16 protein-coding genes are annotated in these 15855 nt (G+C 66.2%); 3 read left to right on the top strand and 13 right to left on the bottom strand.

Translation table 11 applies throughout. The annotated features are described in order from the left end of the window. Positions 1 to 171: 171 nt before the first annotated feature. The gene (locus ACE103_RS34340; protein WP_375776630.1) at positions 172 to 1635 is read right to left on the bottom strand and encodes a catalase; all 1464 of its coding nucleotides are present in this window, start codon (positions 1633 to 1635) and stop codon (positions 172 to 174) included. Between the two features lie 433 nt (positions 1636 to 2068). Here ACE103_RS34340 and ACE103_RS34335 point away from each other — a divergent pair, with 433 nt between their 5' ends. From ACE103_RS34335 to ACE103_RS34325, 3 genes are all read left to right on the top strand, one after another. Next, positions 2069 to 2593, top strand: coding sequence for a hypothetical protein (locus ACE103_RS34335; protein WP_375776629.1), 525 nt, complete (start codon positions 2069 to 2071; stop codon positions 2591 to 2593). A gap of 146 nt (positions 2594 to 2739) precedes the next feature. Continuing rightward, complete coding sequence (locus ACE103_RS34330; protein ID WP_021075850.1) at positions 2740 to 3432, top strand: response regulator transcription factor; 693 nt, start codon at positions 2740 to 2742, stop codon at positions 3430 to 3432. Continuing rightward, positions 3419 to 4792, top strand: coding sequence for an ATP-binding protein (locus tag ACE103_RS34325; RefSeq protein ID WP_375776628.1), 1374 nt, complete (start codon positions 3419 to 3421; stop codon positions 4790 to 4792). Before ACE103_RS34330 ends, ACE103_RS34325 begins: the two co-directional genes overlap by 14 nt. Before the next feature lie 198 nt (positions 4793 to 4990). Here the strand turns inward: ACE103_RS34325 and ACE103_RS34320 are convergent, their stop codons facing one another. The 12 genes from ACE103_RS34320 to ACE103_RS34265 are packed head-to-tail and all read right to left on the bottom strand — an operon-like array spanning position 4991 to position 15846. Further along, entirely contained in the window at positions 4991 to 5617 is a 627-nt protein-coding gene (locus ACE103_RS34320; RefSeq protein ID WP_375776627.1) for an FMN-dependent NADH-azoreductase, read from the bottom strand. 12 nt (positions 5618 to 5629) lie between these two features. After that, positions 5630 to 7204 carry an isochorismatase family protein gene (locus ACE103_RS34315; protein ID WP_375776626.1) on the bottom strand — a complete coding sequence of 525 codons (1575 nt, stop codon included), beginning with the start codon at positions 7202 to 7204 and terminating at the stop codon, positions 5630 to 5632. Positions 7205 to 7221: 17 nt separating this feature from the next. Then, positions 7222 to 8070, bottom strand: a complete 849-nt coding sequence (locus tag ACE103_RS34310; protein ID WP_375776625.1) for an MBL fold metallo-hydrolase — start codon at positions 8068 to 8070, stop codon at positions 7222 to 7224. 51 nt (positions 8071 to 8121) lie between these two features. Then, positions 8122 to 9012: an amidohydrolase family protein gene (locus tag ACE103_RS34305; protein ID WP_375776624.1), complete on the bottom strand. Its 891-nt coding sequence runs from the start codon at positions 9010 to 9012 to the stop codon at positions 8122 to 8124. Next, a complete protein-coding gene (locus ACE103_RS34300; protein ID WP_375776623.1) occupies positions 9009 to 10127 on the bottom strand; it encodes a VWA domain-containing protein in 1119 nt (372 codons plus the stop codon). The genes ACE103_RS34305 and ACE103_RS34300 overlap by 4 nt, the downstream gene beginning before the upstream one ends. Next, positions 10124 to 11005, bottom strand: a complete 882-nt coding sequence (locus tag ACE103_RS34295) for an AAA family ATPase (protein ID WP_375776622.1) — start codon at positions 11003 to 11005, stop codon at positions 10124 to 10126. The genes ACE103_RS34300 and ACE103_RS34295 overlap by 4 nt, the downstream gene beginning before the upstream one ends. Before the next feature lie 9 nt (positions 11006 to 11014). Beyond that, entirely contained in the window at positions 11015 to 12037 is a 1023-nt protein-coding gene (locus tag ACE103_RS34290) for a xanthine dehydrogenase family protein molybdopterin-binding subunit (RefSeq protein ID WP_021075858.1), read from the bottom strand. Positions 12038 to 12039: 2 nt separating this feature from the next. After that, a complete protein-coding gene (locus tag ACE103_RS34285; RefSeq protein WP_375776621.1) occupies positions 12040 to 13629 on the bottom strand; it encodes a xanthine dehydrogenase family protein molybdopterin-binding subunit in 1590 nt (529 codons plus the stop codon). Positions 13630 to 13641: 12 nt separating this feature from the next. Then, entirely contained in the window at positions 13642 to 14121 is a 480-nt protein-coding gene (locus ACE103_RS34280) for a (2Fe-2S)-binding protein (protein ID WP_375776620.1), read from the bottom strand. Between the two features lie 6 nt (positions 14122 to 14127). After that, entirely contained in the window at positions 14128 to 14946 is an 819-nt protein-coding gene (locus ACE103_RS34275; RefSeq protein WP_375776619.1) for an FAD binding domain-containing protein, read from the bottom strand. Between the two features lie 15 nt (positions 14947 to 14961). Next, on the bottom strand, positions 14962 to 15405 hold the full coding sequence (locus tag ACE103_RS34270) for an SRPBCC family protein (protein ID WP_375776618.1): 444 nt from the start codon (positions 15403 to 15405) through the stop codon (positions 14962 to 14964). Between the two features lie 3 nt (positions 15406 to 15408). After that, positions 15409 to 15846, bottom strand: coding sequence for an SRPBCC family protein (locus tag ACE103_RS34265; RefSeq protein WP_375776617.1), 438 nt, complete (start codon positions 15844 to 15846; stop codon positions 15409 to 15411). Between the last annotated feature and the right edge of the window lie 9 nt (positions 15847 to 15855).

Below are 15855 nucleotides of genomic sequence, written 5' to 3'. Positions count from 1 at the left end.
TGCGTGACGCGTCTCGCCGAGTCACCCGAGCTGCCCGTCATCCTGAGGTGCCCGCGGAGCGGGCCTCGAAGGATGAATCGGCCAGAGACGGGGCCGTGCATCCTTCGAGGCTCGCAAGAGCTCGCACCTCAGGATGACGGGACTCATTGCTTCATTCGTCAAGGCATTGCGTTACAATTTGCCGGCCGCGAACTTTGCCAGCGCATCCGCGACACCCTTGCCGTAGGTCGGATCGGCCTTGCTGCAATTCGCAACATGCCGTTCCTGGATGTGCTTCGACGCCTGGCCGACCTGGCGGGCGGTGTTGTCGAATAGCGCCTGTTTTTGCGCGGCATTCATGTTGCGGAACAGATCGCCCGGCTGCTGCCAGTGATCGTCGTCCACGCGGTGATCCCAATGTGCAGCGGCGCCGGCAATCTCGAGCGGCGGCTCGTTCAGCTGCGGCTGGTCGGTCCACTCGCCATGGCTGTTCGGCCAATAGGTCAGCGTGGCGCCCAGATTGCCGTCGGTGCGCATCGCGCCGTCGCGGTGATAGCTATGAAACGGGCATTTCGGCGCGTTGACCGGGATCTGGTGGTGGTTGACGCCGAGCCGGTAGCGCTGCGCGTCGCCATAGGAGAACAGGCGGGCCTGCAGCATCTTGTCCGGCGAATAGCCGATGCCGGGCACGACATTGGCCGGCGTGAACGCCGCCTGCTCGACCTCGGCGAAGAAGTTCTCCGGGTTGCGGTTGAGCTCGAAATACCCGACCTCGATCAAGGGATAGTCCGCCTTCGGCCACACCTTGGTCAGATCGAACGGGTTGAACTTGAATGCGTTGGCCTGCGCGTCCGTCATCACCTGGATGAACAGCGTCCAGCCCGGGAAGTCGCCACGCTCGATGCTGTTGAACAGATCGCGCTGATGGCTCTCGCGGTCCTTGCCGACCAGTGCCTCGGCCTCGGCGTCGGTCAGGTTCCCGACGCCCTGGCGGGTGCGGAAGTGGAATTTCACCCAGACCCGCTCGTTGTTGGCGTTGATCATGCTGTAGGTGTGGCTGCCGAAACCGTGCTGATGCCGGAAGCTCTTCGGGATACCGCGCTCGCTCATGACGATGGTGACCTGGTGTAGCGCTTCCGGCAGCAGCGTCCAGAAATCCCAGTTCATGTCGGGGTCGCGCACGCCGGTGCGCGGATGCCGCTTGATCGCGTGGTTGAGGTCGATGAAGCGCAGGGGATCGCGGAAGAAGAACACCGGCGTGTTGTTGCCCACCACGTCCCAATTGCCTTCGTCGGTGTAGAATTTCAGCGCGAAGCCGCGGATGTCGCGCTCCGCGTCCGCCGCGCCGCGCTCGCCGGCAACGGTCGAGAACCGCGCGAACATCGGCGTCTGCTTGCCGATCTGCGAGAAGATGCTGGCCTTGGTGTAGCGCGTGATGTCGTGGGTGACGGTGAAAGTGCCGTGCGCGCCGGCGCCCTTGGCGTGCATGCGACGCTCCGGGATCACTTCGCGGTGAAAGTGCGCCAGCTTTTCGATCAGCCAGACGTCCTGCAAAAGCGCCGGCCCGCGCGGACCCGCGGTCATGATGCTCACATTGTCGGCAACGGGCGCGCCGGAGGCGTGGGTCAGAAACGGTCTTTTGATCTCGTCGCTCATCGAAAGCTCCTTGCTGAAGGTCAGCAATCGCCGTCCCGGCGCAGAGAGGAGCCGGGTCAAAGACGATTGCATCGCGGATGGGTTACGGCCGGCGCGACGGGGAGACCCGGCGATCGACAAATTGTGAACCGGATCTGCAATCCCGCCGCGACGACGTCGCTCCTTGGATGGGCGCAGGATTAAGAAACCCGGCGGATCGCTTCAACGCGCGCCACCCGCTGATTCCAGCCAAATGTCCGTCGATCTCGGCCAACGCAGTCGCGGCCCGTGATCCAGCCATTTGCTGTATGTGCCGGCGCGTTCGCCAATCCTAAATCCGGCGTCAGAATCTGGCGCATTTGTCAGTTGAAGTCGGCCTCACGCTTGCGTCTTCTGATCATGCTCTGCATGCGGCGACACGAGGTTCGCCGCGGTCCCAATCAGGGAGGATTTCATGACGAACAGGCTCTTCACGGTTCTCACGGCGGCGACGCTCGCCGTCAGTGTTGCGCTTGCACCCGTAGCCTTCGCCAGAGGTGGCGGCGGTGGCGGTGGTGGGCACGGCGGTGGCGGTGGCTTCGGCGGCGGCCATGGCGGCGGTTTTGGTGGCGCCATGGGCGGCGGCATGCACGGTGGCGGATTTGGCGGCGGAATGCATGGCGGTGGTTTCGGCGGCGGCATGCGCGGTGGAGGTATGGCCTTCGCCGCCATGGGCGGCGGCGGACATTTTGCCGGTGGGCATTTTGGCGGCGCGCGCTTCGCCGGCGCACCGGCGTTCGGCCCGCGATTCGCCGGCGCCGGATTCCACGGCTCGCACTTCTTCCATCATGGCGGCTTCTTCCACCACCATCACCGCTTCCATCGCTTCGCCTTCTTCGGCGGGCCTGGCGTCTATGCCGATTACTATGACGGCTGCTACCGCAGGGTATGGACGTCGTACGGACTGCAATGGGTCAATGTGTGCGGGGACTATTGGTGATCGCCCAACGAACCGCACCGTTGTCGCGGCCGTCGCCAGGCGTTCCATCCAGCCCCGGAATGGGATAGTCTGGCGGCGACCGTTGCGGGGCACTCGGAGAGTTTGAGAACTCGGGGAGTTCAGGACAACTCGGAGAGTTCAAGAACATGACCGGAGCTCACCGCCGCATTCTCGTCGTCGAGGACGATCCGGAAACCGCCGGTCAACTCGTCGAGGAACTCACCACCAGCGGCTATGACGTGGATCTGGCGGCGAACGGCCGCGAGGCGCTGAGCCAGGGGGCGGCGCGGGACTATGCCGTGATCACGATCGATCGCATGCTGCCCGACATCGACGGCATCACGGTGATGCGCCAGATGCGCGACGACGGCATCGCGGTGCCGTTCCTGATCATCAGCGCGCTCGGCGAGGTCGATGATCGCGTGCGCGGCCTGCGCGCCGGCGGCGACGACTATCTGGTCAAGCCGTTTTCCTTTGTCGAGTTGCTGGCACGGCTGGAGGCGCTCGGCCGCCGCAGCGAGACCGTTGCCAAGGAGACCATCCTGCGGGTCGGCGATCTCGCGGTCGATCTGATCGCGCGGACGGCAAGCCGCCGCGGCCGCAAGATTCCGCTGCTGCCGAAGGAATTTCAGCTGCTCGAATATCTCGCGCGCAACGAAGGCCGGGTGGTGTCGCGCGCCATGCTGCTCCAGCACGTCTGGGATCTGCACTTCGATCCCTCGACCAACATCATCGATGTCTATGTCGGCCGGGTGCGCCGCAAGGTCGACGACCAGCAAGCCTATCCGCTGATTCACACGATCCGCGGCATCGGGTACTGCCTCCGTGCTCCTGGCTAAGACCCTCAGGTCGTCGACGTTTCGCCTGGCGTTGATCGCCATCGGTACGTTCGGCCTCATCGTGTCCGTGATCTTCGCCTATGTCTACGGGTCGACGCTGTCCTATGTGCGCGACAGGTCCGACCGCGCCATCATGACCGAGCAGGCAAACCTCGACGATGCCTATGCGCGATCCGGCCGCGATGGCCTGATCGCGTTGATCGCGCAACGCGTCGCGAACAAGGGTCTCGCCGATCAGGTTTATCTGCTGGTCGGCCCCGGCTCCGTCGTGCTCGCGGGAAATCTCACGCAATGGCCGGCAGATACCATTGGAGACGGATGGACGGAATTTCGAACCTCGCTGCCAGCGCTGCCTTCGGGAACCGCGCTCGTGCGCGCCGTGGCGAAGACCCTACCAGGCGGCGGTCGGTTGCTGGTCGGCCGCGACATCAGCGATCTCGACGGCTTCATGGCGCAGATCAGGGCCGCGGGCATCGCGGTCGTCGTGCTGATCATCGGCCTTGCGGCTGCCGCCAGCATCGGGGTCACACGGCGAACGGTCGGCCGGATCGAGTCGATCAATGCGACCAGCCGCGCCATCATGCTCTCCGGCCTCGACCAGCGCATCCCGCTCCATGGCAGTCATGACGAATGGGATCGCGTCGCCGAGAATCTCAACCTGATGCTGGACCGGATCCAGACCCTGATGGGCGACGTCAAGCAGGTCAGCGAGAACATCGCCCACGACCTGCGCACGCCGCTGACCCGGATGCGCGGCCGGCTCGAAAAGGCCTATCACGCCCCGCGCAACGGCGAGGGCGATGCGGCGCTGATCGGCGACACCATTGCCGATCTCGACGCGGTGCTCGGGATGTTCGCATCGATCACGCGGATTTCCGAGATCGAGACGCGAGCCCGCAAGGGCGCATTCCGCACCGTCAATCTGGTCGAGATCGCCGGTGAGGTGGTCGAGCTCTATGACGCCGCCGCTGAAGAGGTCACCACCCACCTCGACCTTGCCGGCGATCCGGCGGTATTGGTCACCGGCGATCGCGACCTCTTGTTCGACGCAATCGCCAATCTCGTCGACAACGCCATCAAGCATGGGCGTCCGGGCGGACGGGTGACCGTGACCTGCGACAACGACGAGGGCGGGCCGGTGATTTCGGTTGCCGATGACGGCCCCGGCATTCCGGCCGAACAGCACGATCGCGTTTTCAAGCGCTTCTACCGGCTCGAGCAGAGCCGCTACACGCCAGGCAACGGCCTGGGCCTCAGCCTGGTCGCGGCGGTCGCAAGCCTGCACGGCGCGCGTATCGAACTGCGCGACAACGCGCCGGGACTGCTGTGCAGGCTCGTGTTTCCGCCGACGGAAACGTAGGTGTGAGCGCTGTCGCGAGAATGCGGACACATGGCTCACGACTCCGTTCACACACTCGCCGTCGTCCTGGCGAAGGCCGGGACCTATTACCCCGAATGGCAATTGTTGTGCAGGGCTGGGGCCACGGTCTCATTCACAATCAAATGCGGTGGTTATGGGTCCTGGCTTTCGCAGGGACGACGATGTGGTGAGAGCAGGTCAAAACCGCCCCGCCATCTCCGCGAGCCGGCGGTGCGCGGCCTCGCGGGCGGCATGGATCGGCTCCGCAGGTCCGGTGGTCGGACCGATCGGCACGAAGCGGACGTCGCTGATGCCGATGAAGCGCAGCGCTTCGCGCAGATAGGGCGTTGCCATGTCGATGCGGCCGCGGTTCATGCCGGTGACGAAGTCGCTGCCGCTGGCGATGATCACGACCGTCGGACGGTCCTTGAGCAGCGGCAGATAACCTAACGCCGGATCGAAGCGGAAGGTCAGGCCGGGCTGGATGATGACGTCGAGCCACTGCTTGAGCTTGTAGGGAATGGAAAAATTCCACATCGGCGTCGAGATCAGTACGCGGTCGGCCAGCGCCAGCCGCAGCGCCAGCCGCTCCGCCATCGCAAAGGCGTCGTGTTGCGAATTGGTGAAGGTCTTGCCGCCGATCCGGGCGTATTTTGCCTCGAGCAGATAGCCCTCGAACTCCGGCAACGGCTCGCGCCAGAGATTCATCGCGTCGATTTCCCAATCCGGCCGCATCTCGCGGAAGCGATCGAGAAAGACGCGCGCGCCGGCTGCCGATTCCGAATCGGCGCGGGGAGAGCAGGCGACGTGAAGCAGCTTTGGCAATGCGTCCGCCTCTCAGCCGAGCGCCTTGATGACGGTGTCGGCGTTGGTCACGACGGAGACGTTCTGCAGGGCAAAATTGATCGCGGCGCTGTGCCAGTCGGCATTCATGGTCGAGCAGCAATCCTCCGGCACGATCATGAAATAGCCCTTGTCGGCGCCGGTGCGCGCGGTGTGCTCGACCGACATGTTGGTCCAGGCCCCGGTGTTGATGATCATGTCGCGGCCGGTTGCTTTCAGGATGGTCTCGAGCCGCGTGCCTTCCCAGGCGCTCATCCGCATCTTCTCGACCACGAAGTCGCCCGGACGCGGTTCGAGACCGGAGACCGGCGCCGCGCCCCAGCTGCCGCGCACCATCGCCTTGCTGTCGACCAGCCCTTCGAACAGCGGCGCGTTCAGTGTCACGCCGGGCGCGCCCGGCTCGACCACGAACCAGACATGGATGATGGCGACGCCGCGCGCACGCGCTACCTCGGCGACGCGGCGAACATTCTCGACGACATGCTGCTGGCGCGCATGGGCGGGTGCACCGGACTCGGCGAACGCGCCGCCGTCCATGATGACGTCGTTCTGCATGTCCTGGATGATCATCGCGCAGCGCTGCGGTTCAATCTGCATCTCGCCGGCGGCGAGATTGGGCGCCGGCGTGGAGGACGATACGGCGCTGGCGCCGCCGCGCTTGCCAGTCATATAGGGCTCGTTGCGCGGCCCGACCTCGGTCGGGATCGCGTAGACCGAATGGGTCGCGGTCAGATAGAGCGTGCGGAAATCGGCGCCGCCCCAGGCGAGGTTGGCGACGAGTTCGGGCAGGCGGACTTTGCCGAGCAGATCGCCGGCGGACGAATAGACCCACACGCCGCCCGGCGCGGTGACCCAGACATTGCCGCGCTGGTCGCACTTCATGCCGTCGGGCAGGCCGGGCTCAAGCTCCGAGCGAATGCCGGAGGCGAACACGCGCGGATTGCCGAGCGAGCCGTCGGGGCTAACGTCGAAGGCGCGGATCAGCGCCTGCACGGTGTCGTTGACATAGAGGATGCGCTCGTCGGGCGAGAAGCATAGTCCGTTCGGCTGCTCGAACAGATAACGATCGACCAGCAGTTTCGGCGCGCCGCCGCCCGGCGGCAGACGATAAACGCCCTGGAAGCCGAGCTGGCGCGGCCGCTCGACGCCATAGACCGGCATGCGGCCGTACCAGGGGTCGGAGAAATAGATCGCGCCGGAGGAATGGACGCAGACGTCGTTCGGACTGTTGAGCTCCTGGTTCTCGTAATGCGAGGCCAGCACCTCGCGCCGCCCGTCGGGCCGCTCACGGACGAGCGATGAGGTCGCGTGCTCACAGACGATCAGATTGAGGGCGGCATCATAGGTCATGCCGTTGCACTTGTTCGATGGACGCTTGACCTCGACCACGCCGCGCCGCGCATCCCAGCGCCGGCGCACGTCGCCGGGCATGTCAGAGAACAGCAGGAAGTGATCGAGCGGATGCCAGATCGGTCCTTCCGTGAAATCGAAGCCGGTCCCGACCTGGCCGACCGGTGCATACGGATCGATCAGGTCTTCGAACTCCGCGCGTAGCGTGACATGCGTCATCGCATCCGTCCTCGCTGTTACGCTGGAAACCAGCTGCGTTGCGGCAGGCTTTGCACGACGGGCCCGGGCACCTGGTCGTGCAGGCGGCCGACCACCATGCCGCCCTCGATCTTCGCCGGGCGATCGTGCACCGGCAGCAGATAGCGCGAGCTCGACAGCAGCTTCTTGATCGCGGCCTTCTCGGCACGCTTGCTGGTCCCATGGTTGCCAGTGGTGCGCGGCTCGGCGTCCTGGATCTCGTTGAAGGGCGTGACGATCTGGTCGTTGAAGTCATAGATCACGTCGCCGCAAATCGTGGCGATGCCGTCGGCGGTGTGGACGTGGACGTTCATCGAGCCCTCGGTATGAGCGTTGGCGGCATCGCAATAGACGCCGGGCATCAGCTCGACCGGACCGGTGATTTCGAGGTCGAGGAAACGCAGCGCGCTCTTGGTGTGCAGGCGGTCGATCAAATGCTTGATGTCGGGTGCGGGATATTGCGGGTGCATCAGGCCGGAGACCGAGTATTCCAGCTCCTTGCGGTTGACGACGACGGTCGTGTTCATCGGGAACAGGTCGTCCTTGCCGGCATGGTCGATGTGCAGATGGGTGTGGCAGACGAAGCGGACGTCGCCCATCCGCACGCCGTGACGGGCGAGCTGGTTCTCGATCATGTTCTCGTGGAACTGGAGACCGCGCATGCCGAGCGTCTCCATGATCTGGTTGGAGCGGTAGCCGGTATCAACCAGCACGGGGTAGGGGCCGCCGAGGATCAGGAAACCGAGCGTCAGCACGCGGCGGGTGCGGCCGCAATTGTGCCCGAGCACGAGGAAGCTCGATTCCAGCTCGATATCGCCATAGTCCAGGATCTTGATCTCCAACGGCATCTTTCTCCCTCCCAATTCGTGTTCGTCGTTGTGTCCGTGCTCGCGGCGCTGCTATGGCCCGAGCCGATAGACCCGCGCCGCCGTCGTGCTGAAGATCGCCTCGCGCTGCTCGCGGCTGAGCCGTTCGGCGGCTGCCTTGAAGGCGTCGATGAGATCGCGGTAGCTGGTCCACAGCTTCTCGATCGGAAAGTTCGAGCCGAACAGGCAGCGGTCCGCGCCGAAGATCGCGACCGTGTCGATCACGACGCCGGCGATATGCGCTGCATCGTTGCGGTGGATGAAGGTGCCGAGCCCGGACAGCTTCGACACGACGTTCGGGCATTGCGCGAGCCGCGCCATGCCGGCGCGCCAGCCGGCGCGGCCCTGCGGCGACAGATCCTCCAGCATGCCAGCGTGTTGCAGGATGAACGTCACGTCGGGGCAGGCTGCGGCGAGACCGGCGGCATCGGCCATCTGCGGCGCGAACACCTGCAGGTCGAAGCTCCAGCCGTAATCGGCGAGATGGCCGACATTGCGCCGGATGACCGGATCGGTGCAGAGATCGGGACGAGCCGCGAAGCGATAGAGTGGGTTTTCGTGCCAGTGCAGCTGCATGCGCACGCCGCGCACCAGCGGATAGCGCTTCAACCGATCAAGCTGTGGCCGGACGTCGTCGACGGAGAAGTCCGCATAGGCGACGAGTGCGTGCGGCCAGCCGTGTTGGTCGGCGGTCTGCTGCACCCAGGCCGCCTCGTCCTCGAACTGGCCGTTCGGCCAGTTGGTCTGGACATAGACCGAGCGGGTAACGCCGGTGCCCTTGAGGTCGTCGAGATATTCCTCGATCGGATAATCGCGGCGGATCCGCTCGTAGGGGCCGAAGATACGCGGCTGCATCGAGCCGGACAGCCAGGCGAGATCGGCCTGACGCCAGATGTGATGATGCCCGTCGACAATGCCGGTCACGCAGCTCTCCTTGTTGCAAGTGACAGCAGATGCGCGACAATAACCGCGCTCGATCCGCCGTCCACGAGATCATCGACAAAGCGCTCGATCGCGATCAGCGCCTCGGTTTGCGGCTTGAAGCCGGGCGAGGTCGCGAGCGGCGTCAGCCAGCTCACTCGCCAGGCCCGGCGCGACAGTTTTGCGACGGCATCGCGTAGCGCGGCCGGATCGCCGCGTTCGAGGCCGTCGGAGACGATCACGACGGCGGCGCCGCGGGCATATCCACCGAACCGCGGCACCGCAAGGAACGCCTGCAGCGCGTCGCCGATGCGGGTGCCGCCGTCCCAGTCGCTGACCAGGAAGGAGGCCGCGTTCAGCGCCTGCTCGCGTCGCTTCAGCCGCAGCGCCGGGGTGACGCGGGTCAACCGCGTGCCGAAGGTGAAGACCTCGACATTGCTGGCCGCCTGCACCAGCACATGCGCCAGTCGCATGTTCTCCTCGGTGCGCGCCTTCATGGAGCCGGAGACGTCGATCAGGAGCAGGATTTTCCGCGGACGCTGGCGGCGGCGCATCCGTCCGAGCCGCAGCACCTCGCCGTCATTGCGCACGCTGTCGCGTAAGGTACGACGCAGGTCGGCGAATGGGCCGCTCCTCGCACGTCGTCGCCGATGGCCGCGCCGCCGCGGCAGCCGTTTTGCTGCCTCGCGTGCCAACCGGCGCAGCGGATCGCTGGTGGTGGTCTGCGCAAAGCGGCGCTCGACCAGCGCCTCGGCGCGCGCCGCGGCGAGGCCGGATTCATTGGCCTCGTCGGCGAGCGGCGGCTCGTCCTCGCCGCGGCCCTCCTCCTGCAGGCGGACGGTTTCCTCGTCCTCGCCCTCGGCCTGCTCGATCGCATCGGCGCCGCGGAAATGGATGTCGAACAGCCGGTCATATGTCGCGCGGCGCTCTGGCGGCGGTGCCAGGGTGGCCAGCCCGGCCTGGCGGATGTGCTCCAGGCTGTGCGGCCCGAGCAGTTCGATCGCGGCGAGGAAGCTCGTCGTCTGCTCCGGCGTGACCAGGAAGCCGTTGGCACGCAGCAGCGCGACAAAGGTGACGAAGACCTGCGCGGCACGCGGCAGCTTGAGATCGTCGCTCACGCGGCAGCCTCCGCGATGATCGCATCGAGCCGGGGTGAAATGAAATGCAGATCCTCCTCGTCCTTCAGCGCGACACCGATCGAGCGCTTGAAGGCGTCCGGCCAGCGTGCGCCGCCCTTGTGCAGCAAGGTCGCGGCCTCGGCCCAGTCGACCGCCTCGGCAATGCCCGGCGCCTTGCTCAGCGGCTCGCGGCGCAGCCGGCCGACGGCCGCGACCACCGCGCGGGCAGTGGCTTCGGCGACGCTGGAGGCGCGCATCATCACGATCCGCGCCTCCCGCTCGGCATTCGGATAATCGATCCAGTGATAGACGCAGCGCCGCCGCAGCGCCTCGTGCAGGTCGCGCGTGCGGTTTGAGGTCAGCACGACCACGGGATGTTCGGTGGCGCGGATGGTGCCGCGCTCGGGGATCGAGATCTGGAAGTCGGAGAGGAATTCGAGCAGGAACGCCTCGAACTCCTGGTCGGCGCGGTCGATTTCGTCGATCAGAAGAACGGTCGCATCCGGCGCGCGCAACGCGGCCAGCATCGGGCGCTCGATCAGGAACGACTCGCCGTAGATGTCGATGCTCTCCTCGCCCGCCTGCCGGATCGCCAGCATCTGGCGCGGATAGTTCCACTCATAGAGCGCCGCAGCGGCGTCGATGCCCTCATAGCATTGCAGGCGGATCAGCCGCCGGCCGAGCACGGCGGCGATCGCCTTCGCCGCCTCGGTTTTGCCGACACCCGGCGCGCCCTCCAGCAGCAGGGGCTTGCCGAGCGCGAGCGAGAGATAGGACGCCGTCGCGATGCCGTCGTCGGCGAGGTAATAGGCGGCGCGCAGCGCCTTCTCCAGCGCCTCGGGGCTGTCGATGCCGACGATGTTGCTGCGGACCGGCATGAAGTGACCTCAGCGCCGCGGTTGCGGCCGCGCGCCGCCCTGCGCCCGGATCGCGCGCAGCACCTTCTCCGGCGTGATCGGCAGATCGTCGATCCGCACCCCGACCGCATTGAAGATCGCGTTTGCAACGGCAGGCAGCACCGGATTGGCGCACATCTCGCCGGGTCCCTTGGCGCCGAACGGGCCGTCGGGCGCGGGGCGTTCCAGCACCGCGATGTCGTGCGGGCAGATATCGCCGGGCCCCGGCATCAGGTATTCAACGAAGTCGCGCGGGCCATGCACCGGCTCCGGATAATAGGGCTCCGGCGTCTCGTAGAGCGCGTGGCTGACGCCCATCCAGGCGCCGCCGACCAGCTGCTGCTCGACCAGCCGCGGATTGAGCGCGCGGCCGAGCTCGTAGGCGGAATCCATCCTGACCATGTCGACCTCGCCGGTCTCGTCGTCGACCTCGACCTCGGCCACCAGGCAGGCATGCGCATAACATGTCGCCGGCGACATCTCGCCGGTTTCAGGGTCGACGTCGGACAGCGGCACCAGGAAGATGCCGCGGCCGGAGATCGTCTTGCCCTGCTTGAACTGCGCGGCGATCGCGACGTCCTTGGTCGAGATCGAGCGGTGCGGTGCGCCCTTGACGTGGATATTTCCGCGGCCATCGGTCTCGAGATCGGCGGCGTTCACCTCCAGCTCCTCGGCGGCGGCCTCCATCATCACGCCGCGCGCTTCCCGCGCCGCCGCCATCACGGCGTTGCCGACGCGATGGGTGCCGCGCGAGGCGAACGAGCCCATGCAGTGTGGGCCGGTGTCGGAATCAGCAGTGTCGACATAGACGTCCTCGACCGGCACGCCGAGCGTCTCGGCGCAGATCTGCCGCGTCACCGACTTCATGCCCTGACCGAGATCGATCGAGGACAGTGCCACGGTGAACTTGCCGCTCGGGTTGGAATGCACCAACGCCTGGCTCGGATCGCCGCCGAGATTCATGCCGATGGGGTAGTTGACCGACGCGATGCCGCGTCCGCGGTGCCTTGTCATGGTCAGCGCCTCCTGGTGCCGAAGACGGAAGAGAAGCGGGTGGCGCCGTGCGACGGCGCGCTCGGCCGCGGTGGCGGAGGTGATGTTGGCGGTGAGGGAGGCGGCGGAGGCGGCTCGCGGGTCGCGGCCGGCGCGCGGTCATACGTCGTGCGCTGCTGGGCCGGTGCGGCCACCGGTGCATGCGATTCCCGCGGCGTCAGCGTCACGGCGGCGCGGATCCCGCCACCATCCTTGCGCGACGACATCCGCTTGAACTCCTCGCGGAGCGGCCACTTCGCCTTCTCGGCGGCGACCTGCACGCATTCGATCAGCGCGGTGTTCTTGGCCTCGCGGCGATGCGCCTTCATGTCGCCGTCGCGATAGGCATTGAGGATGCGGAACTCCATCGGGTCCATGCCGACGAGATGAGCGAGCTTGTCCATCTGGCATTCGATCGCGAAATCCATCGCCGTGACGCCGAAGCCGCGCATCGCGGTGGCGGGCGTGCGGTTGGTGAAGACGCAGTAGACGTCGCCATGGACGTTCGGGATCGTGTAGGGGCCTGGCAGATGCGCGGCGCATTTCACCGCCGCGTAGCTCGACAGCCGCGTATAGGCGCCGCTGTCGAAATAGGCCCGCACCTTGCGGGCGACGACGCGGCCGTCGCGCATCACGCCGTCCTTGATGTAGATGCGCTCGGCGCCGCGCGGCGGGCCGTATTGCATCTCCTCCTCGCGCCCGAACACGTAGCGCACCGGGCGCCCGGTCAGCATCGCGCCGAGGATGCAAAGCGGCTCGGTCAGGGTATCGACCTTGCCGCCGAAGCCGCCGCCGACAGTGCCGCCGATGAAGTGGAAGGTGTTGGAGGGCACATCGAGGATCTTGGCGCAGGTGTCGACCGAGAAGAACAGCGCCTGCGTCGAGGTGTAGACGATGTAGCGGCCATTGGTGTCGGGTGCGGCGATCGAACCGTTGGTCTCGGTCGGCGCGTGCTCGATCGGCGACATCTGGTAGCGCTGCTCCAGCACATGATCGGCCGAGGCCAGGGCGCGGTCGGCGTCGCCGAAGCGGAGCTGCTGGCGATCATAGGTCTCGTGATAGGTGAAGGTGTTCTTGGGATAGACCTCGTTCACCACGGGCGCGCCCGGTTTCAGGGCGTCCTCGACATCGAACACCGCCGGCAGCGGCTCATAGTCGATCTTCACCTTGGCAATGGCCTCAAAGGCCTCGCGCGGGCTGTCGGCGACGATGGCGACGATCGGCTCGCCCTTGTAGCGCACCTTGTCGACCGCGAGCGACGGCTCATCGTCCTTGCCGAAATTGATCAGGCTGAGCAGCGTGTTCAAATTGTGCGGCACGTCGGAGGCGCGGATCACGCGCCGCACGCCCTGCGACCGCTCGGCTTCGGAGGTATCGATGCGGCGCAGTCGTGCATGAGAGTGGGCGCTGCGGACCACCTTCAGGTGCAGCATGCCCTGCAGCTTATGGTCGTCGAAATAGGGTGAGGTGCCGGTGACATGGCCGAGCATGTCCTGACGCTGCGTGCCCTTGCCGATTTCTTTCAGATTGTCGTCGCGCTCGTCGGCGAAGAGGTCCTTGCGCAATTCCAGCATGGCACTGTTTCCTTACGCGCGGGCCCGGCCGCCGGATGCGGCTGCCAGCACGGCGTTGATGATCGGCTCATAGCCGGTGCAGCGGCAGATATTGCCGGAGATCGCCTCGACGACCTCGGCGCGGTTCGGTTGCGGATTGCGGTCGAGCAGTGCTTTCGCGGCCATCAGCATGCCCGGCGTGCAATAACCGCACTGCGCGGCGAAATTGTCGGCGAAGGCGCGTTGCAGCGGGTGGAGACTGGGGCCGTCCTTGATGCCGTCGAGTGTCTCGACCGAACGGCCGGCGACCGTCTCGGCGAGCGTCAGGCAGGAGAGATGCAGTTCGCCGTCGATCAGCACGCTGCAGGTGCCGCAGCCGCCCTGGCCACAGCCGAATTTCGGCGTCATGTCGCCGATCAGCTCGCGCAGCGCGACCAGGAGGTTGGTGCCGCCGTCGACGAAGATCGCGACGTCGCGGCCGTTATGCTGGAATTGGAGAGGGGTCTTGGTCATGACGATCTATTCCTGACCGGACAACAGGCGCCGGAGGTGCACGCCGACGATCTCGCGGCGATACCAGGCGCTGGCGAGGGCATTGTCGCCGGGGGAGGTTCCTTCGACCGCCGCCGCGGCGGCTGCGTTGATGGTGGAGGCGTCGAGCGCGCGGCCTTCCAGCGCGCGCTCGGCGGCGCGGGCGCGGATCGGCGTCGGCGCCATCGAGCCGAGCGCGACGCGGGCGCCGACGATCCGGCTGCCGTTGACCGGCAGATGGGCTGCGAGCGTGATCACCGCGCCGCCCTTCGGCTTGATCCGCGCAATCTTGCGGTAGCGGAAGGCCTCAGTGCTGCCGGGCTTGGCAAAGGAGATCGCGAGCACCAGCGTGCCGGCCTGCCGGTCGCGCGATTGCAGGAATTCCTCGATTCCGATCTCGCGGCCGCCGAGCCCGCCCTGCACCGACACGACGGCATCGAGCGCAAGCATCGCGACCGTGAAGTCGCCATACGGCACCGGCGCAAACAGATTGCCGCCGACCGTACCCATATTGCGCACCGCCGGTCCGCCGATCGAGCGGGCAGGGGCATGCAGGAAGCCGAGATCGCGCTCGGCCAGGATCCGCGCGAAGGTGACGCCGGCGCCGAGCACGACTCGCGCGCCGGACGCGTCGATCCTTGTCATCGCCTGGTCGCTGGCGCGGACGACGGTCGAGATCGAGATGTCGCCCTCGTTCAGCGCCCGCATCACCAGCGTGCCGCCACCGAGATAGCGGGCGCTGCGATCCGACGACAGCGCCGCCGCGGCGTCATGGGTGCTGGTGAAGGTCTTCACCGTGACTGGCATGTTGTCCTACCCCGCTTACGCGGCCTCCTTCAGATGCCGGCGGATGGCGTCGAAGCCGGCCTGGTAGATGTCTTCCGAAACCATGTGCGTGATGCGGTCCCTGTCCTCGGTCCGCGTCATGAAGCGCGACTCCCAGTGCCAGAAGGTTCGGTCACCATCGGTGACCGGAAGCAGCCGGACATGCGCCACATAGTTGAACATCGGGACCGGCGTATCGAGCAGGCAGTAGCTGAACGATTGTTCGAGATCGGATAGCGCCAGCAGCTGCTCGCGCAGCTCGGCGCCGTCCTTCAGCTTGAAGCGCCTGACGCAGCCGATCTTGTCCGACGGCTGCGCCCGCTCGATGCCGCTGGTCGCGACCGCCGGATGCCAGCGGTCATGACCGTTGAAATCGCGCAGCACGGCCCACACCGTATCGGTCGGTGCATCCAGGATCGTGCTTTTGACTATGTGCGGCACGGCCTATCCCCCGAACGCCCGCTTCAGCGCGTCGAACCCGCCCTGGAACACCCCGCCGCCGATATTGTTGACAAGCTCCGCCTCGCGCTCCGGCGCGCAGTCGAACTCGGCCGTCCATTCCATGAACGTCTGGTCGCTGTCGGTGACCGGCGTCAGCCGCAGCGTCGCGACGTAGTTCTCGACGCCCATCGGCGATTCCAGGATCGAGTAGGTGCAGAACATGTCGTAGTCGGACAGCCCGAGCAGCTTCTCCCGGATACGATCGCCGTTGCGCAGGCGAAAATCCCTGACGCAGCCGATCTTGTCCGAGGGCTCGCCGCCTTCGATGCGGCTTTCGGCGATCGCGGGATGCCAGTTCGGCAAGCCATTGAAATCGCGCACGCGAGCCCAGACCCGGTCGTTGCGGGCATTGACGACGGTGGAGACGTAAACCCGTGCCATGTTGCGAGC

Origin of the sequence: Bradyrhizobium sp. ma5 (assembly GCF_042258955.1) — a bacterium.
In the GTDB taxonomy this organism is placed as follows: domain Bacteria; phylum Pseudomonadota; class Alphaproteobacteria; order Rhizobiales; family Xanthobacteraceae; genus Bradyrhizobium.
This window is presented reverse-complemented; position numbering and strand designations above follow the sequence as displayed.

What these genes read in the sequence shown, in the direction of transcription:
- ACE103_RS34280 (WP_375776620.1), bottom strand. Translation starts at nt 14,121, where the DNA reads ATGACCAAGACCCCTCTCCAATTCCAGCATAACGGCCGCGACGTCGCG.
- ACE103_RS34310 (WP_375776625.1), bottom strand. Translation starts at nt 8,070, where the DNA reads ATGCCGTTGGAGATCAAGATCCTGGACTATGGCGATATCGAGCTGGAA.
- ACE103_RS34335 (WP_375776629.1), top strand. Translation starts at nt 2,069, where the DNA reads ATGACGAACAGGCTCTTCACGGTTCTCACGGCGGCGACGCTCGCCGTC.
- ACE103_RS34330 (WP_021075850.1), top strand. Translation starts at nt 2,740, where the DNA reads ATGACCGGAGCTCACCGCCGCATTCTCGTCGTCGAGGACGATCCGGAA.
- ACE103_RS34275 (WP_375776619.1), bottom strand. Translation starts at nt 14,946, where the DNA reads ATGCCAGTCACGGTGAAGACCTTCACCAGCACCCATGACGCCGCGGCG.
- ACE103_RS34290 (WP_021075858.1), bottom strand. Translation starts at nt 12,037, where the DNA reads ATGACAAGGCACCGCGGACGCGGCATCGCGTCGGTCAACTACCCCATC.
- ACE103_RS34295 (WP_375776622.1), bottom strand. Translation starts at nt 11,005, where the DNA reads ATGCCGGTCCGCAGCAACATCGTCGGCATCGACAGCCCCGAGGCGCTG.
- ACE103_RS34265 (WP_375776617.1), bottom strand. Translation starts at nt 15,846, where the DNA reads ATGGCACGGGTTTACGTCTCCACCGTCGTCAATGCCCGCAACGACCGG.
- ACE103_RS34340 (WP_375776630.1), bottom strand. Translation starts at nt 1,635, where the DNA reads ATGAGCGACGAGATCAAAAGACCGTTTCTGACCCACGCCTCCGGCGCG.
- ACE103_RS34315 (WP_375776626.1), bottom strand. Translation starts at nt 7,204, where the DNA reads ATGACGCATGTCACGCTACGCGCGGAGTTCGAAGACCTGATCGATCCG.
- ACE103_RS34285 (WP_375776621.1), bottom strand. Translation starts at nt 13,629, where the DNA reads ATGCTGGAATTGCGCAAGGACCTCTTCGCCGACGAGCGCGACGACAAT.